We start from the raw sequence: 23233 nt of genomic DNA, 5'->3' as shown, positions 1-23233 counted from the left end.
GACGACGAGCTTACCTCGTCGTCTTTTTTTTTTGCATGCGCGAAATGCGCGCATCACTCAGGCCGTCAGCGCGGGCGGTGGCGATGCTTCGTCGCGCAGCGATGCCAGTGCCGCGGTTTCGTAACCGGCGGCGCGCCATGCATCCAAACCACCCAGCAGCGGACGCACGTCGTTGTAGCGATGCTCGCGCAGGCGCGCGGCCAGCCAGGCGGCCGACACTTCATTCGGGCACGCACAGAAGATCACCACGCCCCGCTCGCGCGGCACGCGCGCGAGGATGTCGGCCAGCTGCCGCTCGTCGGCGAACTGCGCGCCGGGGATCGTGTACGGCTCCAGGTCGCGATAACCCGGCGCGCGGATATCCAGCAGCGTGGGCGCCAGCGCGGGGTCCTGCATCAGCGCATAGAGTTCATCGACGCTGATGCGCGCCGCTTCCAGCGAACGCATCAGCTGGTGGCGCCGCCACCAACGCCACGCCACGTACAGCGCCAACGCCAGCCCGACCACGCCAAACGCGCGCACGCCGAGATCGGACAGCAATTCCAGCACGTGCTCGACCTGCCCCGCGAACGCCACGCCCAGCCCCAAACCCGCTGCCGCCCACAGCGCCGCACCCAGCGTGTCGTAGCCGAGGAACGGCCGCATCCGCACCTGCATCGCGCCGGCCAGCGGCACCGATACCAGCGACAGGCCCGGCACGAACTTGGCGAACGCAAGCACGCGGATGCCGAGGCGGCCATAGAAGCGCTCGGTCTTCTTCATGCACGTATCGCGCGACAACGACAGCCGGCACAGCGACTGCAGCGTGCGCGTGCCGTAGCGGCGCCCGGCGAGGAACCACGCGGTATCGCCGATCACGCTGGCGCTGATGGACAGCAGCCACGCGGCCAGCACGCCCAGCCACGCATACGCGCCGCCCTGCAGCGTGTAGGTGGCGCCGACCAGCACCAGCGTCGGCATCGCCGGCACCGGAAGGCCTAGCGCCAGCGCGAGCACATTGACGAAGACCAACGCCAAACCAAACTGCTCGACCAGGGCGTGCATGGGATTTTCCAGAAGGGATGCCGCAGCGTGGGGGCATTATCGCGCCGGGCCAGCCGCTGCGGCGGGGATGCTACGTTCCGGCGAGCCGCTGCAGCCATCCCTCGAACACGCCCGGCGCGCGCAGGCGGCGCAGCCACCAGGCCAGCGCCTCGCCCTGCTCGCCGGTGCGCCAGGCGAGATAAAAGGTTTCGTCCGGCTTGGGTTGTTCGACATCGACCGCCACCAGCGTGCCGGCGGAGATCGCCGCCCGCGCGCAGGGCTCGGGCAGGAAGCCGCAGCCCAGGCCGGCCAGCTGCAGGGCGTACTTGCCTTGCATGTCGGGCACGCTGAGCACGTCCTGCGCCGATTGCAGGCCCACCGTGCGCGGCAGCAGGCGGCGCGCCGAATCGGCCACCGCCACCGCGCGATGCAGCGCGAGCTCGGCCGCATCGACATGCGCGCGCCCGGCCAGCGGATGGGTGGGCGCCACCGCGAACACGAAGCGCACCGTGCCGAGCGGCTCGACCACATAGCCGCCGCCACTGGGCCCCTCGCCCGCCGCCACCAGCAGGTCGGCGCGGCGGTCCAGCAGCGCCTCCCAGGTGCCGGAAAGCGATTCGCTCACCAGCCGCAGCCGGGTGCTGTCGGCGGCCTCGTAGAAGGCGGCGATGTCGGCGGCCAGCAGGGAGACGGGGAACAGCGAATCCAGGCCCAGCGCGAACTCCGACTCCCAACCCGAAGCCACCCGGCGCACGCGCACCTCCAGCTCCTGGGCGGCGCGCAGCAGGTGGCGGCCCTCCTTGAGCAGCTCGCGGCCGGCCTCGGTGGGCGTGGCCTTGGGTCCGAGGCGCTCGAACAGCTGCACGCCGAGGTCCTCCTCCAGTTTGGCCACGGTGTAGGAGATCGTCGAAGGCACCCTGTAGAGCACCTTGGCGGCCCCGGCGAAGGAGCCCCTGCGGTCGATGGCGTCCAGGATCTGCAGGGCTTCCAGGCTGATCTTCATGTTCGAATCCATCGATGATGGCGCTCGAATCTACTCGCTTTTTCTTTCCCGATGAAGCGCACAGACTGCACGCCAAGGAGGAAACGCCTCCGATCGACATCATCGAACATCAAGGAGAAAGACCATGCTGCAGATCCGCAAGAGCGATGCCCGGGGCCGCGCCGAACACGGCTGGCTGTCCTCGCGCCACACCTTCTCCTTCGCCCACTACCACGACCCGCGCTACATGGGCTTCGGCCCGCTGCGGGTGATCAACGAAGACCGCGTGCAGCCGGGCGAAGGCTTCGGCACCCATGGCCACCGCGACATGGAGATCATCTCCTACGTCCTGGATGGCGCGCTGGAGCACAAGGACAGCATGGGCACCGGCTCGGTGCTGCACTACGGCGACGTCCAGCGCATGAGCGCCGGCAGCGGCGTCACCCACAGCGAGTTCAACGGCTCGCGCAGCGCGCCGGTGCACTTCATGCAGATCTGGGTGATCCCGGAGCGCAACGGCATCGAACCGAGCTACGAGGAGAAGCACTTCAGCCCCGAGGACAAGCGCGGCCGGCTGCGGTTGATCGCCTCGCCGGACGCCGCCGACGGCGCGCTGAAGATCCACCAGGACGCGCGCCTGTACGCCTCCATCCTCGATGGCAGCGACCGCGTGGAGTACGCGCTGGCGGACGGACGCGGCGCCTACGTGCAAGTGGCGCGCGGCACGCTGGAGGTCAACGGCGTGGCGCTCTCGGCCGGTGACGCGGTGCAGATCCGCGACGAATCCCTGCTGGTGTTCGCCAACGCCCAGGACGCCGAGTTCCTGCTGTTCGACCTCTCGCTGCAGGGCTGGCACTGAGCCATGACCGGAAGGCGCGCCGCGTGATGCGGCGCGCTTTTCATGCCACGGCCGAGGGAGGCTTTACTTCGCCCGGTCGGATTTGCTTCCATGCCGGTCTCTTCCACCTGGAGCCGTCATGCTCACGCACCACGATGTTGCCTTTTCGAACCTGATCGACCGCGTTGCGCGCTACGGCGCCGCCACCTGTGCCTGGGACGAGCTGTATGCCTGGTTCGGCGCCGAGGAGATCGACGCGACGGTCTGGCGCGCGGTGTACGCCCGCTACCGCGAGATCTGCACGCACTACGGCTTCGAGGAACTCCCCGAGTTGCAGGTGTACCGCTTCGATGCCTTCTTCACCCTGGTCCGCGAAGGCGCGGACGATGAGGGCGTGGCGATCATCGGTGCCGACGGCGAACTGGAAGAAGAAGAGGACGGCGAGGAAGACGAAGCGGCGTAAGCCCACCCGTCCCGCCTCCGGGAAAGGCCGCCTTCGGGCGGCCTTTTTCATGCCCGTCCACTGGCCGCGCTGCACGATCGCAAACCGTGCAATCTCCGACAGATAAACAACACCGACAGGCGTAGGATCGCGTCGCTTATTCGTCACACAGCGCGTGGCAAAGTACGCCGCCGCCGGAAACCCGGCACCCGCCCCGCCCTGTCGAACCCCGGCCTCCAAGAGCCCGCCATGAGCAGCACCCCTCGCGACAACGACACCGGGCACTGGGTCTTGATCACCGAATGCGACGACGCGCCGGTGGCCTTCGAAGTTCGCTACGACGCCGAGCCGACGCCCGCGCAACGCGAGGACGCACAGCGCCGTGGGCAGCGTTGGGAATACCGGCCCGACGCCACGGCCACGCCTGCCTGATCCTTCCGCAACCCCGCCATCGCGCCGACGCGCGGGCATGAAAAAAGCCGCTGCAGGCAGCGGCTTTTGACTTGGCGGAGTGAGAGGGATTCGAACCCTCGATAGAGCTTTTGACCCTATACTCCCTTAGCAGGGGAGCCCCTTCGGCCTCTCGGGCATCACTCCGGGTTTTGCTTTGCGTCCTGCCGCTGGTGTTCCGCGACAGGCCGCGAAGAATACCGGCAAGAGGGGGTCAACGTAAACCCTTTGTTGCGATCAACCGGCGGAATCTTCGTGACCACCGGCACCCGAGGCCACCGGCTCATCGCCGCGCTGGATGCGCTGGTAGATTTCTTCGCGATGCACCGCCACGTCCTTCGGCGCGGTGATGCCGATGCGCACCTGATTGCCCTTTACGCCAAGCACCGTGACCGTGACCGAGTCTCCGATCATCAGGGTTTCGCCAACACGGCGAGTAAGGATCAACATGTCCAGAATCTCCAAGGGCTGGCGGTCCCGCCAGCACGCGACTCCCTAAGGCGTCGCGGATAAAGGGAATAAAGAGCAGGAATGTTAACGACGACCCTGCCCCCCATCAAGGTTCGCGGGCGCGGCGTTCAGGCCAAGTGAGGATTGACCCAGGCCAGGACGCCTTGCAAGGCGGGCGCAAGGGCGGGCCCGTCCTCGCCACCACCCTGGGCGAGGTCCGGGCGGCCGCCGCCCTTGCCACCGATCTGACCGGCGACATGCGACAGGAGTTCCCCCGCCTTGACCTTGCCCGTTGCGGCACCATTCACGCCGGCGACGAGGGCGACCTTGCCGTCCTGCACACCGGCCAACAGGATCACCGCATCGCCCAGCTGCTGCTTCAAGCGGTCCATCGCATCGCGCAGGGCCTTGGCATCGAAGCCGTCCAGTCGCACGGCCAGCACCTTGATGCCGCCCACGTCGACCGCCTGGCTGCCGAGGTCGGCCGTGGCACCGGAAGCGACCTTGGCCTTCAACTGCTCCAACTCGCGTTCCAGTCGCTTCTGGCGTTCGCCCAGCTGGCGGATCTTGTCGACCACGTCCTGCGCGCTGGCGCCGACCAGGTCGGCCGCCTCGTGCAGGCGACGCTCTTCGTCGCCCACGTAATCCAGCGCGCCCTGCCCGGTCACCGCCTCGATGCGGCGCACGCCGGCGGACACGCCGCCTTCGCTGGTGATCTTGAACAGGCCGATGTCACCGGTGCGCGACACATGCGTGCCGCCGCACAGTTCGGTGGAGTAATCGCCCATCTTCAGCACGCGCACGTGTTCGCCGTACTTCTCGCCGAACAGCGCCATCGCGCCGAAATCCAGCGCCTCCTGCATGCCCATGTTGTGCACTTCGGCGGCATTGTTGGCGCGCACCTGCGCGTTGACCTTGCGCTCGATCACCGCCAATTCGTCGGCGGTGAGCGGCTGGAAGTGCGAGAAGTCGAAACGCAGGCGATCCGGCGCCACCAGCGAGCCCTTCTGCTGCACGTGGGTGCCGAGCACCTCGCGCAGCGCGGCATGCAGCAGGTGGGTAGCCGAGTGGTTGAGGATGGTGGCGCCGCGGCGCGCGCCATCGACGCTGCCGGACAGCACATCGCCCACGCGCAGCGCGCCGGTGACCAGGCGGCCGACGTGGCCATGGAACTGGCCGGCGAACTTGTGGGTGTCCTCGACGGTGAAGTCGACGCCGGCGCCGGACAGGCGGCCGGTGTCACCGACCTGGCCGCCGGATTCGGCGTAGAACGGCGTGCGGTCGGTCAGCACGATGGCGTCATCGCCCGCGGCGATCGCCTCGACCGGGCGGCCGTCCTTGAGCAGCGCCACGACCTTCAGGTCGCCGGCATCGAGCTGTTCGTAGCCGAGGAACTGGGTCGGGCGAAGCTGGGCGACGAGATCGGCCGGCAGCGCGGTGCCGCCGCCGAACTTGCCCGCGGCGCGCGCGGTTTCGCGCTGCTGCTCCATGGACGCCTCGAAGCCGGCCATGTCCACTTCCAGGCCGCGCTCGCGCGCGATGTCGGCGGTGAGGTCGACCGGGAAGCCATAGGTGTCGTACAGGCGGAACGCGTCGGCGCCGGCGATGGTGATGCCCGAGCGCGAAGCGATCTCGTCGAAGATCTTCATGCCGGCATCGAGCGTTTCGGCGAAGCGCTCTTCCTCGGCCTTGAGCGCGCGCTCGACCGTGGACTGCGCGGCCGGGAGCTCCGGATACGCCTCGCCCATCAGTGCGGACAGCGTTCCGACCATCTTGTGGAAGAACGGCTGGCGCACGCCCAGCATCCAGCCATGGCGCAGGGCGCGGCGGATGATGCGGCGCAGGACGTAGCCGCGGCCTTCGTTCGACGGCAGTACGCCATCGACGATGAGGAAGGAGCAGGCGCGAATGTGGTCGGCGATCACGCGCAGCGACTTGTTCTCCAGGTCCGCGGTACCGGTCAGCTCGGAAGCCTGGCGGATCAGCGTCTGGAACAGGTCGATCTCGTAGTTGCTGTGCACGTGCTGCAGGATCGCCGCCAGGCGTTCCAGGCCCATGCCGGTGTCCACGCACGGCGCGGGCAGCGGGATCAGGGTGCCGTCGGGCTGGCGGTCGAACTGCATGAACACCAGGTTCCAGATCTCGATGAAGCGGTCGCCATCTTCATCCGGCGAGCCCGGGGGACCACCGGCGATATGCGCGCCGTGGTCGTAGAAGATCTCGGTGCACGGGCCGCAGGGGCCGGTGTCGGCCATCTGCCAGAAGTTGTCCGACGCGTACGGGGCGCCCTTGTTGTCGCCGATGCGCACGATGCGCTCTTCCGGCACGCCGACCATGTCGCGCCACAGCGCGAAGGCTTCGTCGTCGGTGTGGTAGACGGTGACCAGCAGGCGCTCGGCCGGCAGTTTGAAGACCTGGGTCAGCAGCTCCCAGGCCCAGGCGATGGCGTCCTTCTTGAAGTAGTCGCCGAAGGACCAGTTGCCCAGCATCTCGAAGAAGGTGTGGTGGCGGGCGGTGTAGCCAACCGAGTCGAGGTCGTTGTGCTTGCCGCCGGCGCGCAGGCAGCGCTGCACGTCGGCCGCGCGCACATAGCTGCGCTTCTCGGCACCGAGGAACACATCCTTGAACTGCACCATGCCGGAATTGGTGAACAGCAGCGTCGGGTCGTTGCCCGGCACCAGCGGCGCGGACGGCACGATGGTGTGGCCCTTCCCCTGGAAGAACGCGAGGAAGTCGGCACGGATCTGGGAGGTGGTGAATTTGGCGGGTGCGTTCATGGGGCTGGCAGTCAGGCGGGCGGCGGTGTCCGGTGTCCTGCCTTCCATATGGGGAGGCGGAACGCACCGTACAACCTTGAACCCGCAAGGTTATCAGGCCTTGGCCGCTCAGTCGTCAGCGTCGAAGCGGGTGGCCGCGCGGATGGTGTCGGCGTCGAAGCCGCGGCGCGCCAGTAGCTCGGCGGCCTTGCGCCGCTGCGTCAGGTCCTGGGGCCCGGCCTCGCCGAAGCGACGGCGTACCAGGTCCCGCGCGTTCTCGCGCCAATCGCCCTCGTAGGCCTCCATGGCGGTGGCTACGGCCTCGCGATCCAGCCCATGGGTACCCAGCTCGGCACGGACATGCAGCGGCCCATAGCCGCTGGCGGCACGCGAACGCACCAGGGATTCGGCGAAGCGCGTGTCATCCTGCCAGCCTTCCCCGGCGAGCCGGGCCACGGCGGCATCGGCATCCTCGGCCTCCACGCCCCGGCCGCGCAGCTTGCGCACCAGTTCCTTGCGTGAGTGCTCGCGTCGCACCAGCAGGCCCAGGGCCCGCTGCACGGGCGTGGGCTCCGGCCGCGGCCGTCGGCCGCGACGACGGCCTTCTGCCTCGTCGTTCATGAACGTCCCTACCGTGATCCAGAGACATCGCGCCATCCTTGGCGCCTGCCCTCCTGGCGTGCATAAAAGCTACCGCGGGTACGACGGCACTGACTCCGCCGCCCCGCGATAGGTGAAAACTTACTCGTCGTCGCCGTCGTCGCCTTCCTCGCGCGCGGCCTCGGCCGGCTGGAACCGCTCGCGCAGCTCGGCTTCGAGCCTGGCCGCCACCTGCGGGTTGTCGCGCAGGTAGCCGCGGGCGTTGTCCTTGCCTTGGCCGATGCGCTCATCACCGTAGCTGTACCAGGCGCCGGCCTTCTCGACGAGCTTGGCTTCCACGCCCATGTCGATCAGTTCGCCCTCGCGGCTGATGCCTTCGCCGTAGAGGATTTCCGTGATGACCTGCTTGAACGGGGGCGCCAGCTTGTTCTTGACGACCTTGATCTTGGTCTGGTTGCCGATGATCTCGTCGCCCTTCTTGATCGCGCCGATGCGGCGGATATCCAGGCGCACCGAGGCGTAGAACTTCAGCGCATTGCCGCCGGTGGTGGTTTCCGGGCTCTGGCCCGGCATCATTACGCCGATCTTCATGCGCAGCTGGTTGATGAAGACCACCAGGGTGTTGGAGCGCTTGATGTTGCCGGTGAGCTTGCGCAGCGCCTGGCTCATGAGGCGCGCCTGCAGGCCCGGCAGCTGGTCGCCCATCTCGCCTTCGATTTCGGCCTTCGGGGTGAGCGCGGCGACCGAGTCGATGACCAGGATGTCCACCGAACCCGAGCGCACCAGCATGTCGGCGATTTCCAGCGCCTGCTCGCCGGTATCCGGCTGGGAGAGCAGCAGGTCATCGACATTGACGCCCAGCTTGGCGGCGTAGATCGGATCCAGCGCGTGCTCGGCGTCGATGAAGGCCGCGGTGCCGCCCTTCTTCTGGCATTCGGCGATCGCCTGCAGGGTGAGCGTGGTCTTGCCCGAGGACTCCGGCCCGTAGATTTCGACCACGCGGCCCTTCGGCAGGCCGCCGATGCCCAGCGCGATGTCCAGCATCAGCGAGCCGGTCGGAATGGCCTCGACGGGCTCCACGACCCGGTCGCCCATGCGCATCACCGAGCCCTTGCCGAACTGCTTTTCGATCTGGCTCAGGGCGGCGGAAAGGGCGCGCTTCTTGTTCTCGTCCATCTGGGTGGTCCTCGTCAGTGATTTCGGTATGGCGTCAATCTAAGGGTCGCGTATCGCAAAGGCTGAGATTGCCGGCGACGCGTTCAATTTATTTTCCCGGGGTGGCCCGCGGTAGCGGCCTGGGCCTTGGCCGGACGTCGGGAAACGACGGCCTGGCGCCTGGGAAGCCCGCTCAACGATTGGGCCTGAGCAGGCCGCAGTACAGGCCTTCGATGGCGAAGTCCTGGTCCGGCAGCACTTCGATCGGTGCGTAGTCCGGATTGCGTGGCAGCAGGCGGATGCGGTCCTTGCCGACCTTCAGCAGCTTGACGGTGATTTCCTCGTCGATGCGCGCCACCACGATCTGGCCGGAGCGGGCATCGCGCGTGCGGTGCACGCCGATGAGGTCGCCGTCGAAGATGCCTTCGTCGATCATCGAATCGCCCTGCACCTTGAGCAGGTAATCGGGTGCCGGGGAGAAGAACACCCGATCCAGCACCACGAAGTCTTCCGAACCGATATCGGCGCCGATGGGCAGGCCGGCGGCGACCCGTCCGAGCACCGGCAGGCGCAGGACATCATCGGCGCGGAGGGCCTCGTCGTTGGCCGCCGGCGTGGGGGCGGCGGCCGGGGTGACCAGGCGGATGCCGCGGGCCTGGCCGGGGACCCGGCGAATGGCGCCGGCCTGCTCGAGCGCCTCCAGGTGGTACTGCGCGGCGCGCACGCCCTTGAAGCCGAAGGCGCGGGCGATTTCGGTCTGCGAGGGGGGCACGCCCTCGCCTTCGATCCGCTCGGCGATCATGGCCAGGATGGCTTGCTGGGTTTCGGTCAGGTCCATGGTTAGTAGTATTACTACTAACGCCATTGCCGTGCAAATGTTTTTTTGTTGGCCGCGGTTGCGGTTTGCGGCTGAGACGTCGGCTTACGGTACGGGCCCCGGGCTAGGCGCGTCATTGATCCCGCTTCGATAAAGGCGCGCGGAGAGTGGGAGGGAGAAGAGCAAAAGCAAAAGCCTTCCTCTGACCCTTCCTTCATATCTCCAACATCCACCTTCCCATTGCTCTTCCAGTCGCGGCTGAAGCCGCTCCGGCGCGCCGTGGCGCGTTGCTTTGGCTGTTGTCATCCGGTCGAGGGGATCTGGAGGGCCTGCGGGGGCTGGGCCCTTTCGGGACCGTTGGCGACATGGATGTCGCCGACGAGCCCCCATGGATGGGTTCACGGCGTGTCCCGAAAGGGCCCGGCCCCCGCAGGGCGTGCACACAACCACAAACAGCCGATCAACCTCGAAGGCCAACAACCCCCAACGCCCAAGGAAACCCAAAAACAAAGCGGCCTACGGCCGCAACACCCCCATCCCCTACCGACTCCGCCAAATCGCATAAAGAATCCAAAGCCCACACAACCCGGCCCCGATGAACCCGGTCACCCCCATCGCCAGGAGCCAGCGACTCGACACTCCCCCGATGCTGTTCATCACGATGGAAGACCCGATGATCAGCGCCGCGGTCACGATCCCCATCGTCAGCCGATTGGCCGCGCGATTGACCTGGTCCCCGAACCCCTTCAGCGCCTCCGTCTCCACCCGCAACTGCAGCCGCCCGCGCTTGGCCGCCTGCAGCAACCGGCGCAGGTCGCGCGGCAAATCCCCGGCCAGCTCCAGCAAACCGCTCACGCCGCGCCGCCCGCGCTGCCATACCTGCGCCGGCCCGAAGCGCTGCAGCATCACCCGTTGCAGGTAGGGCCGCGCCTCGCTGGCCATGTCGAAATCCGGATCGAGCTGCCGCCCCATCCCCTCCAGCGTCAGGAACGCCTTGATCATCAGCGCCAGGTCCGAAGGCAGCACCAGCGAATGCTCGCGCAGGATCCCGGTGATCTCCCCCAGCATCTGCCCGATGCGCAGTTCCTTCAGCGGCACGCCGCGGTACTGCTCCACGAACAGCGCCACGTCCGTCTGCAGGCGGCCCTCGTCCACGTCCAGGCCGCCGTCGGCCCAGGCCAACAGCACGTCGGTCACCGCCTCGGCATCGTGCTCCACCGCGCCATGCAGCAGCCGCGCGATCTGGAAACGCCGCTCCTCGCTCAGCCGCCCCACCATGCCGAAGTCGATTACCCCGATGCGGCCGTCGCGCAGGTAGAAGATGTTTCCCGGGTGCGGATCGGCATGGAAGTAGCCATCCTCCAGCACCATCTTGAGCACGATGCCCGCGCCACGACGCGCCAGCTCGACGCGATCCAGCCCCGCCGCATCCACCGCCGCCAGGTCGCGGCCCGGGATGCCGTCCACGAAGTCCTGCACGTTGAGCGAGGCGCAGGTCCACGCCCAATGCACGGCCGGAATGAAGATCTCCGGATGCCCGGCGAAATTGCCCGCGATCTTCTCCGCATGCCGGCACTCGGCGGCGAAATCCAGCTCGCGCCGCAGCGAGACGGTGAACTGCCGCACCACCTCGGCCGGCCGGTAACGGCGCAGGTCCGGCAGCTGTGTTTCGATCACCTCGGCCAGCCGCGCCAGCAAGCGCAGGTCGGCCTCGATCACTTCGCCGATGCCCGGGCGCCGGATCTTCAGCACCACGGCGCGCCCGTCATCCAGCCACGCGCGATGGGTCTGCGCCAGCGAGGCGGCGGCCAGCGGCTGTTCGTCCAGCCGCGCGAAAATCTCCTCCGGCGGCGCGCCCAGGTCGGCCACCAGTTGCGGACGCACCTGCTCGAACGGCAGCGCCGGCACCGCGTTCTGCAGCTCGCTCAGCTCGGCGATCCACTCCGGCGGCAGCAGGTCCACGCGCGTGGCCATCACCTGGCCGAGCTTGACGAACGTCGGGCCGAGATCCTCCAGCGCGCGCCGCACGCGCGTGGCCGCGGACATGCGCAGCATCCCGTCGGCGTTGTGCCAGTGCAGCAGGCGGCCCGCGCGCTCCAGCCATTGCGCCAGGCCGATGCGCCGCACGATGTCGCCGAAGCCGTAACGAATCAGGACCGAGGCGATCTCCTGCATCCGCCCCAGGTCGCGTACCGTGCCCAGCGCCTCCCACATCAGCGCGCCCTCCCCTTGCCGGCGTGGCGCGCCCCGGCGTTCACAGCAGCGCGCTCAAGCCGCGCAGCGCGGCGGCCACGGTCTGGCGGCGCACCGCGTCGCGGTCGCCATCGAAATGGAACACCTCGGCCTTGGCGTAGCCGCCGCGGCGCTTCCAGCCGACCCACACGGTGCCGACCGGCTTGTCCTCGCTGCCGCCGCCCGGCCCGGCGATGCCGGTCACCGCCACGGCGATGCTCGCGCCGGAATTGACCAGCGCGCCGGAGACCATCTCGATCACCGTCTCGCGGCTCACCGCGCCATGCACTTCCAGCGTCTGCGGGCGCACGCCCAGCAGCGCCTGCTTGGCCTCGTAGCTGTAGGCCGCCATGCCGCAATCGAACCACGCCGAGGAACCGGCGACGTCGGTGACCGCCTTGGCGATCCAGCCGCCGGTGCAGCTCTCGGCGGTGACCAGGCGCTCGCGCGCGGCGTGCAGTTGGCTTCCCAGCAGCTCGGCGAGCTGCCGCAGTTCGGCGTCGGGGGGACTCATGGCGGATCGGTTCGGGGGATGGCTGCCTTTTTAGCCCAATCCGGCAGCGCTGTCGCCCCGACCGCCGCGGTCACCATTCCTCGGCGGGCGGCTCGGGCAGCAGCGCGCGGATCGGCGCGCCATCACGGCTGGCGGCCAGGCGCTCGGCTTCGGCGATGGGAATATCGACTTCCAGCAGCCAGCCTTCCTCGTCGGCCTGCTCGCCCTGCACCACTTCCAGTGCATGCAGGCGCGAACGCAGGCGGCCAGCCGACGGCGGCAGCCGCAGCGAGCCGGTGACGTGCTGCAGGCCCAGGCGCTGGCCGAGCACGCGCTGCAGCAGTTCCAGGCCACGGCCATCGCGCGCGGAGATCCACACGCGTTCGCGGCGCGCCTGGTCCGGCACGCCGTCCTGCGCGTCGTGGCGCACGTCGGCGCCCTCGATGCGGTCGATCTTGTTGAACACCAGCAGCTGCGGCAGTTCACCGGCGCCGACGGCCTGCAGCACTTCGTCGACCTGGCGGATGCGATCCTCGCGCAGCGGGTCGGCGGCATCGACGACATGCAGCAGCAGGTCGGCTTCGCGCGCTTCGGACAACGTGGAACGGAACGCCGCGACGAGTTCGTGCGGCAAATCGCGCACGAAGCCCACGGTGTCGGCCAGGATCACGTTGCCCCCCGGCAGCGCGATGCGGCGCACCGTGGGATCGAGCGTGGCGAACAGCTGGTCGGCCGCGTAGGCCTCCGCGCCCGTCAACGCGTTGAACAGGGTGGACTTGCCGGCGTTGGTATAGCCCACCAGCGCGATGCGCGGCAGCTCGCTGCGCACGCGCGCGCGACGCATCTGCGTGCGCTGCACTTCCACCTTCTCCAGCCGCTTCTGCAGCTGCTCCACCCGCTTTTGCAGCAGGCGGCGGTCGGTTTCCAGCTGGGTTTCACCCGGGCCGCGCAGGCCGATCGAACCGCCGCGCTGGCGCTCCAGGTGGGTCCAGCCGCGCACCAGCCGCGTGGCCAAGTGGCGCAGCTGGGCCAGTTCGACCTGCAGCTTGCCTTCGTGGCTGTGCGCCCGCTGGGCGAAGATGTCCAGGATCAGGCCGGTGCGGTCGATCACCCGCCGCTGCAGCGCCCGTTCCAGGTTGCGCTCCTGCACGGGCGAGAGCGAATGGTTGACCAGCACCAGGTCCGCGCCGGTGGCGTCGGCGGCGGCCTTGACCTCTTCCAGCTTGCCGCTGCCGATTAGGGTAGAGGGGCTGGGCTTGTCGATCCTTGCGGTCAGGGTCGCGGCCACGGTGGCACCGGCCGACTTGGCCAGGTCCACGAACTCCTCGAGCACATCCTCCTCGGCAGGCCCACCGGCGTGGGTCTGGATCAACAGCGCGTGTTCGCCTCGCTTGGAGCGGTCAAACACGCGTAACTCCGGTATTACTCGACTTCATCTTCCGCCTGGGAACCATCATTGGACTGCACATAGCCACCGCCCGGCCCGACGCGGACATTGCGCGCCGGCACGACGGTGGAAATGGCGTGCTTGTAGACCATCTGGCTGACGGTATTACGCAGCAGCACCACGAACTGGTCGAAGGACTCGATCGTCCCCTGCAGCTTGATCCCGTTGACCAGATAGACCGAGACCGGCACCCGCTCCCGACGCAGGGCGTTCAGAAAAGGGTCCTGCAAGGATTGCCCCTTGGACATCACACACGCTCCGTTATTGTTCTTATGTTCCCGGTCGACCCGCTTTCCCCAGCCGGTTCCGGAACGGTGATGTTACACGCCCGTTGCCAGCCCGCCAGCACCCTTTGTGGCGAAGAAGGCCGCCGATGCCTGTTCAAGCTGACGGCGGTCACGCTCCGGGTCGAACCAGCGCGCATCCAGCTCGCCGCGCAGCCACGTCAGCTGCCGCTTGGCCAGCTGGCGGGTTGCCTGAATGGCCTTCTCGCGGAAGGTGGCCGCGTCGGCGGCGCCGTCGAGGAACTCCCAGGCCTGGCGGTAGCCCACCGCGCGCACGGCCGGCAGGTCCAGCGGCGCGGCGACCGCCTGCATCCCGGGCAGCGCGCGCAGGTGGCGCACTTCGTCGAGGAAACCTTCGGCCAGCATGGCGTCGAAGCGGCGCGCGATGCGTTCGTGCAGCACCGCGCGCTCGGCCGGGGCCAGCACCAGTTTGAGCACGCGCAGCGGCAGGCGCGGCGAGGCCGGTTGTGCCTGCCACCAGCTGATCGGCTTGCCGCTGAGCTGGTACACCTCCAGCGCGCGCTGGATGCGCTGCGGGTCGGTGGCATGGATGCGCGCGGCGGCGACGGGATCCACTTCGGCCAGCTGCCGGTGCAGCGCGGGCCAGCCCGTCGCCTCGGCTTCGGCGGTGATGCGCGCGCGCACCGAGGCATCCGCCGGCGGCATCTCGGCCAGGCCGTCGAGCAGCGCGCTGAAATACAGGCCAGTGCCGCCGGCCAGGATCGGCACCTTGCCGCGGGCGACGATGCCTTCGATCGCGGCGCGTGCATCCACCGCGAATTCGGCCGCCGAGTACGTCTGCCAGGGGTCGCGCACGTCGAGCAGGTGGTGCGGCACGGCGGCCTGCAGGGCGGCGTCCGGCTTGGCCGCGCCGATATCCAGCCCGCGATAGACCAGCGCCGAATCGACGCTGACGATCTCCCCGCCCAGCCGCTGCGCCCATTCGATCGCCAGCGCGGTCTTGCCGCTGGCGGTCGGGCCCATCAGCGCGATCGCCCGCGGACGGCGATCGGCCGGCATCAGTCTTCGTCCGGCCAGCGGATCGCCGGCGCGGCAGTGGCGCGGTCCTTGCGCGGCGCGGGCACCGCGTCGATCGCCGCCCACACCTTCAAGGCATCGACCGTCGACGCGACGTCGTGCACGCGCAGCAGCAGCGCGCCGCGCTGCGCGGCCACCAGGTGCGCGGCGACCGAACCGGCCACGCGCTCGGCCGGCACGCTGCGGCCGGTGATCTCGCCGATGCTGCGCTTGCGCGACAGCCCGGCCAGCAGCGGCAGGCCGAACTCGCCGAAGCGTTCCAGCCCGGCCAGCAGCTGCAGGTTGTGTTCGGTGGTCTTGCCGAAGCCGAAGCCCGGGTCAAGGACCAGCCGGCGCTTGTCGATGCCGGCCATCTCGGCGGCGAAGATGCGCTCGGCCAGGAAACGGTGCACCTCGGCGACGACATCGTCGTAGACCGGGTTGTCCTGCATCGACTGCGGCTCGCCGAGCATGTGCATCAGCACGACCGGCACGCGCAACTCGGCGGCCGCCGCCAGCGCACCCGGCGCCCGCAGGCCGTAGATATCGTTGATGAGCCCGGCGCCGGCGGCCACCGCCGCGCGCATCACCTCGGGCTTGAAGGTGTCGATGCTGATCGGCAAGGCGGTGCGCGCGGCGAGTTGTTCGATCACCGGCACGACGCGGCGCAGTTCCTCTTCCAGCGATACCGGCTCAGCGCCTGGGCGGGTCGATTCGCCGCCGATGTCCAGCACGTCGGCGCCCTCTTCGGCCAGCTTCAGGCCGTGGGCGACCCCCGCCTCGACGGTGTCATGCGCGCCGCCATCGGAAAACGAATCCGGGGTGACGTTGACGATGCCCATCACCCGCGGGCGATCCAGCCGCAGCGCGCGGCCGTTGCAGTCCAGCACCAGGGCGGTATCGAACATCACGGGCTCCGGGCGCGCGAGGCGCCGCAGGGAAATGGACTCGGGACAGGCATCATGCGGAAACCTCCTTGCAAGCGGCGGCCATTGTCGCGCAGCGCGCGGGGCATGCCTATCGCGACACCCGGGCAAAGAAAAACGCGCGGCTTTCACCGCGCGTTCTTCGTGAACCCCATCGCCGCGGGATCAGACCTGTTCGGCCGGCCCGGCGATCGGCGGCAGCGGCCGCGACGAGTTCTTGTCGTTGCCATCCTTGCCCGACTTGCCCCAGCCTGCCGGCGGCGGCGGGTCGCGGCCTTCCATGATCGCGTCGATCTGCGGCGCGTCGATGGTTTCGTACTGCAGCAGCAGCTGCGACATGGCATGCAGCTTGTCGAGGTTGTCGGTGAGGATCTGGCGGGTCTTGCCGTAAGCCTTGTCCAGGATCGAACGCACGACCTCGTCGATCTTGCGCGCGGTCTCGTCGGAGACGTTCTTGTGCTGGGTCACCGAACGACCCAGGAACACCTCGTCCTCTTCCTCGCCATAGGCGACCGGGCCGAGCTCGTCGGACAGGCCCCACTTGGTGACCATGTTGCGGGCCATCTTGGTGGCACGCTCGATGTCGTTGGAGGCGCCGGTGGTGACCTTGTCCTCGCCGAAGATCAGCTCCTCGGCGACGCGCCCGCCGTACAGCGAGCACAGCTGGGATTCGATCGCCACGCGGTTCATCGAGTACTTGTCGCCTTCCGGCAGGTACATCGTGACGCCCAGCGCGCGGCCACGCGGAATGATGGTGACCTTGTAGACCGGATCGTGCTCGGGCACCAGGCGGCCGACGATGGCGTGGCCGGCCTCGTGGTAGGCGGTCAGCGTCTTCTCGTCCTCGCTCATGGCCATCGAGCGGCGCTCGGCACCCATCAGGATCTTGTCGCGCGCACGGTCGAAGTGATCCATGCGCACTTCCTTCGCGTTCTCGCGCGCGGCGAACAGCGCCGCCTCGTTGGCGAGGTTGGCCAGGTCGGCGCCGGAGAAACCCGGGGTGCCGCGGGCGATGACCATCGGCTCGACGTCGTCGGCCAGCGGCAGCTTGCGCATGTGCACCTTGAGGATCTGCTCGCGGCCCTTCACGTCCGGCAGGCCGACCACGACCTGGCGGTCGAAACGGCCCGGACGCAGCAGCGCCGGGTCGAGCACGTCCGGACGGTTGGTCGCGGCGATGACGATCACGCCCTCACCACCCTCGAAGCCGTCCATCTCGACCAGCAGCTGGTTCAAGGTCTGCTCGCGCTCGTCGTGACCGCCGCCCAGGCCGGCACCGCGATGGCGGCCGACCGCGTCGATCTCGTCGATGAAGATGATGCACGGGGCGTGCTTCTTGGCCTGCTCGAACATGTCGCGCACGCGGCTGGCGCCGACGCCGACGAACATTTCCACGAAGTCCGAACCGGAAATCGAGAAGAACGGCACCTTGGCCTCGCCGGCGATGGCCTTGGCCAGCAGCGTCTTGCCGGTACCGGGGGGACCGACCATCAGCACGCCGCGCGGGATCTTGCCGCCGAGCTTGGTGAACTTGGAGGGGTCGCGCAGGAAGTCGACCAGCTCGCCGACTTCTTCCTTGGCCTCGTCGCAACCGGCGACGTCGGCGAAGGTGATCTTGATCTGGTCCTCGCCCTGCAGTTTCGCGCGCGACTTGCCGAAGGACATCGCGCCCTTGGCCCCGCCGCCGCCGCCCTGCATCTGGCGCATGATGAACAGCCAGAAGCCGATGATCAGGATCACCGGGAGGAAGTTGAACAGGATCGCCGCCCAGCTGATGCCGTTGCTCGGCTTGTCGCGCTTGAGCTCGATCTTCTTGGCGTACAGCACGTCCACCAGCTTGTCGTCGGCCGGCCCGAACAGGGTGCCCTGGGTGCCGTCGGTGCGGGTGTAGCGGATCGAGTTGGCGGTCAGCGTGGTGTCGTCGGTGATTTCCACCAGCTTGATGCGGCCGTTGTCCACGTCCTGCAGGAACTGGGTGTAGCTGATGCTCTCACCCGTGCCACCCGCCGTCCGCGGCGAGAAGCTCTGGAACACCACCATCAGCACGACGGCGACCACCACCCACAACAGCAGATTCTTGGTCAAGTCGTTCATCCTCATTGGCTCCGGTGTCCCTCTTTGGCTTCTCTGGTACGGCGGTTCGCGATTGTCTGGGGCAGCTTACTTGATCTGGGCCCGCTTGCCCTGCCCGAGGGCGTACACCTCCGGCGAGCGCTTGCGCGAGGCCTCGGGCTTGCGGATGGACACCTTGTCATACCGGCGGCGCAGCTCGCGGACGTATTCATCAAAACCCACGCCCTGGAACAGCTTGATCAGGAACGCGCCCCCCGGCTTGAGGTGGTGGTCGGCGAAATCCATCGCCAACTCGGCCAGATGCATCATCCGCGGCTGGTCCACCGCGTCCATGCCGCTCTTATTGGGGGCCATATCGGAGAGCACAAGGTCCACCGGCTGGCCATCCAACATGGCTTCGAACTGGGATAGGACGGTTTCCTCCCTGAAGTCACCATGAAGGAACTCGACCCCGGCCAGAGGCGGCATGTCCAGGATGTCCAGCGCCAGCACCCGGCCGCGGTCGCCCATCTGCTTGCGCACCTGCTGCGACCAGCCACCCGGCGCGGCGCCGAGATCGACCACCACCATGTCCGGCTTGAGCAGGCGGTCGCGGGCCAGCATCTCCTCCAGCTTGTAGGCCGCGCGCGAGCGCATGCCCTCGGTCTGGGCCTTTTTCACGAACGGGTCGGAAAAATGCTCCTTGAGCCAACGTTGGCTGCTCTTGCTGCGGGAGGCCATGATCTGGAAGGTCCGGGGGGTCGGCCATGATACCCTGAACCCCCTTGGCTTCCCGTTCGACACTGCATGTCTACCGCCCTGACCTCCGCCCAGAACCGTTTCCTGCGTGGCATGGCCCATGACCTCAAGGCCCTGCTGCAGACCGGTGGCAAGGGGATCACCCCGGCGTTCATCGCCGAACTGGACGAGGTGCTGGAGCGCCATGAGCTGGTCAAGGTGAAGGTGGCTGCCGAGGATCGCGAAGCCCGCGACGCGATGATCGAAGACATCACCGCGCAGACCGGCGCGGCGCTGGTGCAGCGCATCGGCCACGTGGCCGTGCTGTACCGTCCGAGCAAGGACAAGCGCCAGATCGTGCTGCCGCGCGGCTGAGACCTGCCGGCATGCAGCTGAGCGAAGACCGCCCCGACTACGAATTCGCCCTGCGCGCGGCCGACGGCCGCCACGCCAAGGTCAACGACCGGGTGTTGTCGCGCAGCTTCATCCTGGCCCCGGACCGGCTCGTCGAGGACTGGCCGGTGGCCGACCTGGGCAGCCTGCAGCCTTCGGACATGGACGCCGTGCTGGCGCTCTCGCCGGCGCTGGTGCTGCTGGGTACCGGTGGGCGGCAAGGCTTCCCGGAGCCGGCCGTGCTGGCCGCCTGCCTCACCCGCGGCATCGGCCTGGAGGCCATGGGCAACGACGCCGCCGCGCGCACGTACAACGTGCTGGCCGCGGAGGGCCGCAAGGTCGTGCTGGCGATGATTCTGGAGCGCGCTCCCTAAACCCTTCCGCCAAAGGATGGGAATGACGCCGTCGCCACGGCCGGCACGAACGACGCGCCGGCTTTCCGCGACCCGCGTGGGCTGGCCCCGCCTTACTTCTTCGGCAGATACGTCAGCGGATCAACCGGCTTGCCGTTGTAGCGGATCTCGAAGTGCAGCATGTCGCGCGTGGCGCCGCTGCGCCCCATTTCGGCGATCTGCTGCCCCGCCTTGACCACCTGGCCCTCGTTGACCAGCCGCTTGCGGTTGTGGCCATAGGCCGACAGCCACTGCTCGTTGTGCTTGATGATGATGAGCTCGCCGTAGCCCACCAAGCCCGAACCGGAATACACCACCACGCCATCGGCCGCGGCCTTCACCGCCTGGCCGTTGGTGCCGGCGATATCGACGCCCTGCTTGGTGGTCTCGCCCGGCACGAAGTTGCCGACGACCACGCCATCGGCCGGCCAGCGCCAGCTGAAACCGCTCGCCGCCGGGGTGGCCACGGGCGCCGGCGCGACCGGGCGCGTGGCCGTGGTCGAACTGCCGGCCGAAGACGTGCTGCCGCCCGACGCGGTCACCGGGCGCGAGGCCACCGTGCCACCGCCCGGGTACAGCTTGAGCGTCTGGCCCGGGTAGATCGTGTCCGGCGAGGAGATGTTGTTCCAGGACGCCAGGTCCAGCGGGCTGACGTTGGTGCGGCGGGAGATCGCGTACAGCGTGTCGCCCTGGCGCACGGTGACCGTGGCGCCCGGTCGCGCGACCGAGGTGCGCGGCACCGAGGCGGCACTGCCGCCTGAACCGTTCTTCTTGACCACCGTGGCGGTGCCGCAGGCGCCCAGCGCCAGCGCGGCCAATGCGACCACGACCGGACGTGCCATCGTCCCCATGCGGTTCATGCTCATCCGAATTTCGCTCTCCATATCACCCAGCCGACCAGGCCGACCAGGACCAGGCTGGCGAGCCAGCCTACCGGCTCGATCCAGCGATGCAATGCCGCCTCGGCACGCGCGCCGCCCAGGCGGATCGCGCCAGCCACCAGGTAAACGCGCTTGCCGCGGCCCACCGCCATGCTGGCCAGGAACGGCACGATCGGCACGCCGACCACGCCCGAGGCCCAGGTAAAGATCTTCAACGGGATCGGGGTGAAGCCGGCGAGCACGAGCAGCCAGAACGCGCGCCAGGGCGATTCGGCGACCACCGCGCGCAGGTGCGCGACCTGCTCGTCGATCTTCGCGCTCCAGCCCAGCCATTCGATCAGCGGGTGCAGCGCGGCGAAGGCGAAATGGCCCAGCAGGTAGCCGACCACCGCGCCGCCCAGCGAGCCGAGCAGGCTCAGCGTGGCGAACCACATCGCGCGGCGCGGCTGCGCCAGCGACATCGGCGCGAGCATCACCTCCGGCGGCACGGGGAAGATGAAGCCCTCCAGGAAACTCAGCCCGGTGAGCAGGCCCGGGGCCCGGCGGTGGCGCGACCAGCGGATCGCCAGGTCATAGAGGGGCCCGAATATCTTCATCGCGTCTCGTCCATGGGATTCAGTCCAGCATGCCCGACAGCAGCGGCACGAACGTGACCGGCGCCAGAACCTCCTGCGCGATCTCGCCCTGCGCATCGCGGCTGAGCTGCACCAGCGACTGCGAGGACGGCCCGCCGACCGGCGCGACCAGGCGACCGCCCGGGGCGAGCTGCTCGATGAGCGCGTCCACCAGTGCGGGGGCCGCGGCGGTGACGACGATGGCGTCGTAGGGGCCATGTTCGGGCCAGCCGATGCGGCCATCGTCATGCTTGCTGCGCACGTTCATGCCGAGCTGGCGGAACCGCTTGCGCGCCTGCCGCAGCAACTCGCCGATGCGCTCGACGGTATGCACTTCCAGCCCCAGCGCGGCGAGGATCGCGCCCTGGTAGCCGGAGCCGGTACCCACTTCGAGCACCTTCTTCGGTTCGACCTGCAGGATCGCCTCGGTCATGCGCGCCACCACCCACGGCTGGGAGATGGTCTGGCCGTGGCCGATCGGCAGCGCGGTGTCCTCGTAGGCGCGCGAGGCCAGCGCCTCGTCCATGAACAGGTGGCGCGGCACGGTGCGGATGGCGTTGAGCACGCGCTCGTCGGCGATGCCGGCCTCGCGCAGGCGGTCGACCAGGCGGTCGCGCACGCGCTGGGAGGTCATGCCGATGCCGACGGCCTCCGGCTGCAGGCGCAGGCGCGGGGTCACGCCAGTCCCTCCCCGGCCTCGTCCATGGCGGCGGTCAGCCCGCCGACCCAGCCGGCGACCTTCTCCAGCGCCTGGTAGCGCGTGAGGTCGACATGGATCGGGGTGATGGAGATGTGGCCGGTGCGCACGGCGTGGAAATCGGTGCCGGGGCCGGCGTCCTGCTCGGGGCCGGCCGGGCCGATCCAGTACACGGTGTTGCCGCGCGGGTCGGTCTGCGGCAGGCACGATTCGGAGCGGTGGCGGTTGCCCAGGCGGGTGGTTTCGAAGCCACGCACCTCGCCCCAGGCCAGGTCGGGCACGTTGACGTTGAGGATGGTGTCGGCGGGCAGCGGGTCGGCGGCCAGGCGCGCGACGATCTGCACGGCGGCGCGCGCGGCGGTTTCGTAGTGGCGGGCGTCGTGCTTGTGCGTGACCAGCGAGACGGCCACGGCCGGCAGGCCGAGGAAGCGGCCTTCCATCGCGGCCGAGACGGTGCCGGAGTAGATCACGTCGTCGCCCAGGTTGGCGGCGTTGTTGATGCCCGACACCACGATGTCCGGCTCGTAATCGAGCATGCCGGTGAGCGCCAGGTGCACGCAGTCGGTGGGGGTGCCGGCGACGCTGCAGGTATGGGCGTCGATGCGCTTGGTGCGGATCGGCAGGTCCAGCGTCAATGAATTGCTGGCGCCGGAGCGGTCGCGATCAGGCGCGACCACCATCACCTCGTGGCCGGCGCCGCGCAGGTGTTCGGCGAGAATCTTGATGCCGGGGGCGTCGACCCCGTCGTCGTTGCTGACCAATACGCGCATGGGACTCCTCGAAAGCCGCCCCATGATACCGGATGCATCCGCATGCTTGCCCCCTGCCCGTCGGCATTTGCGCGAACGCCTGCGCAGGCTACGCTGTGCGCATGTCGCATTCCGAAGACGAAGACCAGGACGACGCGGCGTTGTTCCGCGCGGCGATTGGCGAGGTGAAGCCGATCCGCCAGCCGCAGGCGGTGGCGCCGCAGAAGCCGCGTCCACGGCCGCGCGCGCGGATGGCCGAGCGCGACGAGGCCGAGGCGCATGGGGAGTTCGCGCGGTTGCTGCGCGACAGCGCGCCGCTGGAAGCCGGGGATACGGCGAGCTACCGGCGCGAGCAGTTGCCGGCGCGCCTTTTCCAGCGGCTGCGCAAGGGGCAGTTTTCGGTGCAGGACGAGTTGGACCTGCACGGGGCCACGGCGGCGCAGGCGGAGGCGATGCTGCGGCAGTTCCTGCTGGAGGCGCATGCGCACGAGTTCGGGTGCGTGCGGATCATCCACGGCAAGGGGATGCAGTCCGATGGCGGGGTGCCGGTGCTCAAGAACCTGGTGGACCGGTTGCTGCGGCAGCGCAACGATGTGCTGGCGTTTCATTCTGCGCCGGCTGCGCAGGGGGGGACGGGGGCTTTGCTGGTGCTTTTGGCGCGGAAGTGAGGGTGTAGGGTTTTTTGTGGCGGCCGGTGGCCGCTTTTTTTGGGCTTGCGGTGTGTGTTTGGGGGCGCTGGCCTTCGATGTTGATCGGCTGGTTTGTTGTCTGTGCACGGCCTGCGAGGGCGGGGCCCTTTCGGGAC

General features: G+C 68.6%; 25 protein-coding genes and 1 tRNA gene. 6 read left to right on the top strand and 20 right to left on the bottom strand.

Translation table 11 applies throughout. The features are described 5' to 3' along the window. Nucleotides 1–57 precede the first annotated feature (57 nt). Together ARC20_RS03630 and ARC20_RS03625 are read right to left on the bottom strand one after the other, a co-directional pair. On the bottom strand, nucleotides 58–1044 hold the full coding sequence (locus ARC20_RS03630; protein WP_057644474.1) for a DedA family protein/thiosulfate sulfurtransferase GlpE: 987 nt from the start codon (nucleotides 1042–1044) through the stop codon (nucleotides 58–60). Between the two features lie 70 nt (nucleotides 1045–1114). Next, entirely contained in the window at nucleotides 1115–2026 is a 912-nt protein-coding gene (locus tag ARC20_RS03625) for a LysR family transcriptional regulator (RefSeq protein ID WP_057644529.1), read from the bottom strand. 124 nt (nucleotides 2027–2150) lie between these two features. Between ARC20_RS03625 and ARC20_RS03620 the strand changes: the two genes are divergently transcribed. The 3 genes from ARC20_RS03620 to ARC20_RS03610 all read left to right on the top strand — a co-directional run bounded on the left by ARC20_RS03620 (nucleotide 2151) and on the right by ARC20_RS03610 (nucleotide 3717). Beyond that, a complete protein-coding gene (locus tag ARC20_RS03620; RefSeq protein ID WP_057644471.1) occupies nucleotides 2151–2864 on the top strand; it encodes a pirin family protein in 714 nt (237 codons plus the stop codon). A 118-nt stretch (nucleotides 2865–2982) separates the two neighbouring features. Further along, entirely contained in the window at nucleotides 2983–3306 is a 324-nt protein-coding gene (locus ARC20_RS03615; RefSeq protein WP_057644468.1) for a hypothetical protein, read from the top strand. Nucleotides 3307–3534: 228 nt separating this feature from the next. Continuing rightward, a complete protein-coding gene (locus ARC20_RS03610; RefSeq protein ID WP_057644466.1) occupies nucleotides 3535–3717 on the top strand; it encodes a hypothetical protein in 183 nt (60 codons plus the stop codon). 72 nt (nucleotides 3718–3789) lie between these two features. On the opposite strand, the gene ARC20_RS03605 is transcribed toward ARC20_RS03610, so the two are convergent. The 14 genes from ARC20_RS03605 to rlmE all read right to left on the bottom strand — a co-directional run bounded on the left by ARC20_RS03605 (nucleotide 3790) and on the right by rlmE (nucleotide 18705). After that, nucleotides 3790–3882 (bottom strand) — tRNA-Ser (locus ARC20_RS03605). A 90-nt stretch (nucleotides 3883–3972) separates the two neighbouring features. After that, the gene (gene csrA, locus ARC20_RS03600; protein WP_057644464.1) at nucleotides 3973–4185 is read right to left on the bottom strand and encodes a carbon storage regulator CsrA; all 213 of its coding nucleotides are present in this window, start codon (nucleotides 4183–4185) and stop codon (nucleotides 3973–3975) included. A 128-nt stretch (nucleotides 4186–4313) separates the two neighbouring features. Beyond that, nucleotides 4314–6962, bottom strand: a complete 2649-nt coding sequence (gene alaS, locus ARC20_RS03595) for an alanine--tRNA ligase (protein WP_057644461.1) — start codon at nucleotides 6960–6962, stop codon at nucleotides 4314–4316. A 108-nt stretch (nucleotides 6963–7070) separates the two neighbouring features. Next, a complete protein-coding gene (recX, locus tag ARC20_RS03590) occupies nucleotides 7071–7562 on the bottom strand; it encodes a recombination regulator RecX (RefSeq protein WP_057644458.1) in 492 nt (163 codons plus the stop codon). A 120-nt stretch (nucleotides 7563–7682) separates the two neighbouring features. Continuing rightward, entirely contained in the window at nucleotides 7683–8717 is a 1035-nt protein-coding gene (recA, locus tag ARC20_RS03585) for a recombinase RecA (RefSeq protein WP_057644455.1), read from the bottom strand. 172 nt (nucleotides 8718–8889) lie between these two features. Continuing rightward, nucleotides 8890–9534 carry a transcriptional repressor LexA gene (gene lexA, locus ARC20_RS03580; protein ID WP_057644452.1) on the bottom strand — a complete coding sequence of 215 codons (645 nt, stop codon included), beginning with the start codon at nucleotides 9532–9534 and terminating at the stop codon, nucleotides 8890–8892. 519 nt (nucleotides 9535–10053) lie between these two features. Beyond that, the gene (gene ubiB / locus ARC20_RS03575; protein WP_057644449.1) at nucleotides 10054–11727 is read right to left on the bottom strand and encodes a 2-polyprenylphenol 6-hydroxylase; all 1674 of its coding nucleotides are present in this window, start codon (nucleotides 11725–11727) and stop codon (nucleotides 10054–10056) included. Between the two features lie 40 nt (nucleotides 11728–11767). Further along, complete coding sequence (locus tag ARC20_RS03570) at nucleotides 11768–12259, bottom strand: CinA family protein (RefSeq protein WP_057644446.1); 492 nt, start codon at nucleotides 12257–12259, stop codon at nucleotides 11768–11770. Nucleotides 12260–12329: 70 nt separating this feature from the next. Further along, a complete protein-coding gene (gene hflX / locus ARC20_RS03565; protein WP_057644443.1) occupies nucleotides 12330–13646 on the bottom strand; it encodes a ribosome rescue GTPase HflX in 1317 nt (438 codons plus the stop codon). A 14-nt stretch (nucleotides 13647–13660) separates the two neighbouring features. Then, nucleotides 13661–13933, bottom strand: a complete 273-nt coding sequence (gene hfq, locus ARC20_RS03560; protein ID WP_057644440.1) for an RNA chaperone Hfq — start codon at nucleotides 13931–13933, stop codon at nucleotides 13661–13663. 72 nt (nucleotides 13934–14005) lie between these two features. Beyond that, on the bottom strand, nucleotides 14006–14989 hold the full coding sequence (miaA, locus tag ARC20_RS03555) for a tRNA (adenosine(37)-N6)-dimethylallyltransferase MiaA (RefSeq protein WP_057644437.1): 984 nt from the start codon (nucleotides 14987–14989) through the stop codon (nucleotides 14006–14008). Further along, nucleotides 14989–15894 (bottom strand): dihydropteroate synthase, encoded by a 906-nt coding sequence (gene folP, locus ARC20_RS03550; protein ID WP_057644434.1) that lies wholly within the window; start codon nucleotides 15892–15894, stop codon nucleotides 14989–14991. The genes miaA and folP overlap by 1 nt, the downstream gene beginning before the upstream one ends. Nucleotides 15895–16077: 183 nt before the next feature. Further along, a complete protein-coding gene (gene ftsH / locus ARC20_RS03545; protein WP_057644431.1) occupies nucleotides 16078–18006 on the bottom strand; it encodes an ATP-dependent zinc metalloprotease FtsH in 1929 nt (642 codons plus the stop codon). 66 nt (nucleotides 18007–18072) lie between these two features. Next, entirely contained in the window at nucleotides 18073–18705 is a 633-nt protein-coding gene (rlmE, locus tag ARC20_RS03540; protein WP_057644428.1) for a 23S rRNA (uridine(2552)-2'-O)-methyltransferase RlmE, read from the bottom strand. A gap of 66 nt (nucleotides 18706–18771) precedes the next feature. On the opposite strand from rlmE, the gene yhbY reads away from it, so the two are divergent. Continuing rightward, nucleotides 18772–19077 (top strand): ribosome assembly RNA-binding protein YhbY, encoded by a 306-nt coding sequence (gene yhbY, locus ARC20_RS03535; protein ID WP_057644427.1) that lies wholly within the window; start codon nucleotides 18772–18774, stop codon nucleotides 19075–19077. Between the two features lie 11 nt (nucleotides 19078–19088). Beyond that, nucleotides 19089–19469 carry an Mth938-like domain-containing protein gene (locus ARC20_RS03530; protein ID WP_057644423.1) on the top strand — a complete coding sequence of 127 codons (381 nt, stop codon included), beginning with the start codon at nucleotides 19089–19091 and terminating at the stop codon, nucleotides 19467–19469. A 92-nt stretch (nucleotides 19470–19561) separates the two neighbouring features. Here ARC20_RS03530 and ARC20_RS03525 read toward each other — a convergent pair whose 3' ends face one another. Genes ARC20_RS03525 through surE form a run of 4 tightly spaced genes read right to left on the bottom strand, consistent with a single transcriptional unit; the run spans nucleotide 19562 to nucleotide 22449 of the window. Next, nucleotides 19562–20353 (bottom strand): peptidoglycan DD-metalloendopeptidase family protein, encoded by a 792-nt coding sequence (locus ARC20_RS03525; RefSeq protein ID WP_057644419.1) that lies wholly within the window; start codon nucleotides 20351–20353, stop codon nucleotides 19562–19564. After that, on the bottom strand, nucleotides 20350–20964 hold the full coding sequence (locus ARC20_RS03520) for a YqaA family protein (RefSeq protein ID WP_057644415.1): 615 nt from the start codon (nucleotides 20962–20964) through the stop codon (nucleotides 20350–20352). The genes ARC20_RS03525 and ARC20_RS03520 overlap by 4 nt, the downstream gene beginning before the upstream one ends. Nucleotides 20965–20983: 19 nt before the next feature. Next, complete coding sequence (locus ARC20_RS03515) at nucleotides 20984–21661, bottom strand: protein-L-isoaspartate(D-aspartate) O-methyltransferase (protein ID WP_057644413.1); 678 nt, start codon at nucleotides 21659–21661, stop codon at nucleotides 20984–20986. Continuing rightward, the gene (surE, locus tag ARC20_RS03510; RefSeq protein ID WP_057644410.1) at nucleotides 21658–22449 is read right to left on the bottom strand and encodes a 5'/3'-nucleotidase SurE; all 792 of its coding nucleotides are present in this window, start codon (nucleotides 22447–22449) and stop codon (nucleotides 21658–21660) included. Before surE ends, ARC20_RS03515 begins: the two co-directional genes overlap by 4 nt. Nucleotides 22450–22550: 101 nt before the next feature. On the opposite strand from surE, the gene ARC20_RS03505 reads away from it, so the two are divergent. Continuing rightward, nucleotides 22551–23096, top strand: coding sequence for a Smr/MutS family protein (locus tag ARC20_RS03505; RefSeq protein WP_057644407.1), 546 nt, complete (start codon nucleotides 22551–22553; stop codon nucleotides 23094–23096). Nucleotides 23097–23233 lie beyond the last annotated feature (137 nt).

Origin of the sequence: Stenotrophomonas panacihumi, from assembly GCF_001431645.1 — a bacterium.
Classification (GTDB): domain Bacteria; phylum Pseudomonadota; class Gammaproteobacteria; order Xanthomonadales; family Xanthomonadaceae; genus Stenotrophomonas_A; species Stenotrophomonas_A panacihumi.
This window is presented reverse-complemented; position numbering and strand designations above follow the sequence as displayed.

What these genes read in the sequence shown, in the direction of transcription:
- ARC20_RS03630 (WP_057644474.1), bottom strand. Translation starts at nt 1,044, where the DNA reads ATGCACGCCCTGGTCGAGCAGTTTGGTTTGGCGTTGGTCTTCGTCAAT.
- ARC20_RS03625 (WP_057644529.1), bottom strand. Translation starts at nt 2,026, where the DNA reads ATGAAGATCAGCCTGGAAGCCCTGCAGATCCTGGACGCCATCGACCGC.
- ARC20_RS03620 (WP_057644471.1), top strand. Translation starts at nt 2,151, where the DNA reads ATGCTGCAGATCCGCAAGAGCGATGCCCGGGGCCGCGCCGAACACGGC.
- ARC20_RS03615 (WP_057644468.1), top strand. Translation starts at nt 2,983, where the DNA reads ATGCTCACGCACCACGATGTTGCCTTTTCGAACCTGATCGACCGCGTT.
- ARC20_RS03610 (WP_057644466.1), top strand. Translation starts at nt 3,535, where the DNA reads ATGAGCAGCACCCCTCGCGACAACGACACCGGGCACTGGGTCTTGATC.
- csrA (WP_057644464.1), bottom strand. Translation starts at nt 4,185, where the DNA reads ATGTTGATCCTTACTCGCCGTGTTGGCGAAACCCTGATGATCGGAGAC.
- alaS (WP_057644461.1), bottom strand. Translation starts at nt 6,962, where the DNA reads ATGAACGCACCCGCCAAATTCACCACCTCCCAGATCCGTGCCGACTTC.
- recX (WP_057644458.1), bottom strand. Translation starts at nt 7,562, where the DNA reads ATGAACGACGAGGCAGAAGGCCGTCGTCGCGGCCGACGGCCGCGGCCG.
- recA (WP_057644455.1), bottom strand. Translation starts at nt 8,717, where the DNA reads ATGGACGAGAACAAGAAGCGCGCCCTTTCCGCCGCCCTGAGCCAGATC.
- lexA (WP_057644452.1), bottom strand. Translation starts at nt 9,534, where the DNA reads ATGGACCTGACCGAAACCCAGCAAGCCATCCTGGCCATGATCGCCGAG.
- ubiB (WP_057644449.1), bottom strand. Translation starts at nt 11,727, where the DNA reads ATGTGGGAGGCGCTGGGCACGGTACGCGACCTGGGGCGGATGCAGGAG.
- ARC20_RS03570 (WP_057644446.1), bottom strand. Translation starts at nt 12,259, where the DNA reads ATGAGTCCCCCCGACGCCGAACTGCGGCAGCTCGCCGAGCTGCTGGGA.
- hfq (WP_057644440.1), bottom strand. Translation starts at nt 13,933, where the DNA reads ATGTCCAAGGGGCAATCCTTGCAGGACCCTTTTCTGAACGCCCTGCGT.
- miaA (WP_057644437.1), bottom strand. Translation starts at nt 14,989, where the DNA reads ATGCCGGCCGATCGCCGTCCGCGGGCGATCGCGCTGATGGGCCCGACC.
- folP (WP_057644434.1), bottom strand. Translation starts at nt 15,894, where the DNA reads ATGTTCGATACCGCCCTGGTGCTGGACTGCAACGGCCGCGCGCTGCGG.
- ftsH (WP_057644431.1), bottom strand. Translation starts at nt 18,006, where the DNA reads ATGAACGACTTGACCAAGAATCTGCTGTTGTGGGTGGTGGTCGCCGTC.
- rlmE (WP_057644428.1), bottom strand. Translation starts at nt 18,705, where the DNA reads ATGGCCTCCCGCAGCAAGAGCAGCCAACGTTGGCTCAAGGAGCATTTT.
- yhbY (WP_057644427.1), top strand. Translation starts at nt 18,772, where the DNA reads ATGTCTACCGCCCTGACCTCCGCCCAGAACCGTTTCCTGCGTGGCATG.
- ARC20_RS03530 (WP_057644423.1), top strand. Translation starts at nt 19,089, where the DNA reads ATGCAGCTGAGCGAAGACCGCCCCGACTACGAATTCGCCCTGCGCGCG.
- ARC20_RS03525 (WP_057644419.1), bottom strand. Translation starts at nt 20,353, where the DNA reads ATGAGCATGAACCGCATGGGGACGATGGCACGTCCGGTCGTGGTCGCA.
- ARC20_RS03520 (WP_057644415.1), bottom strand. Translation starts at nt 20,964, where the DNA reads ATGAAGATATTCGGGCCCCTCTATGACCTGGCGATCCGCTGGTCGCGC.
- surE (WP_057644410.1), bottom strand. Translation starts at nt 22,449, where the DNA reads ATGCGCGTATTGGTCAGCAACGACGACGGGGTCGACGCCCCCGGCATC.
- ARC20_RS03505 (WP_057644407.1), top strand. Translation starts at nt 22,551, where the DNA reads ATGTCGCATTCCGAAGACGAAGACCAGGACGACGCGGCGTTGTTCCGC.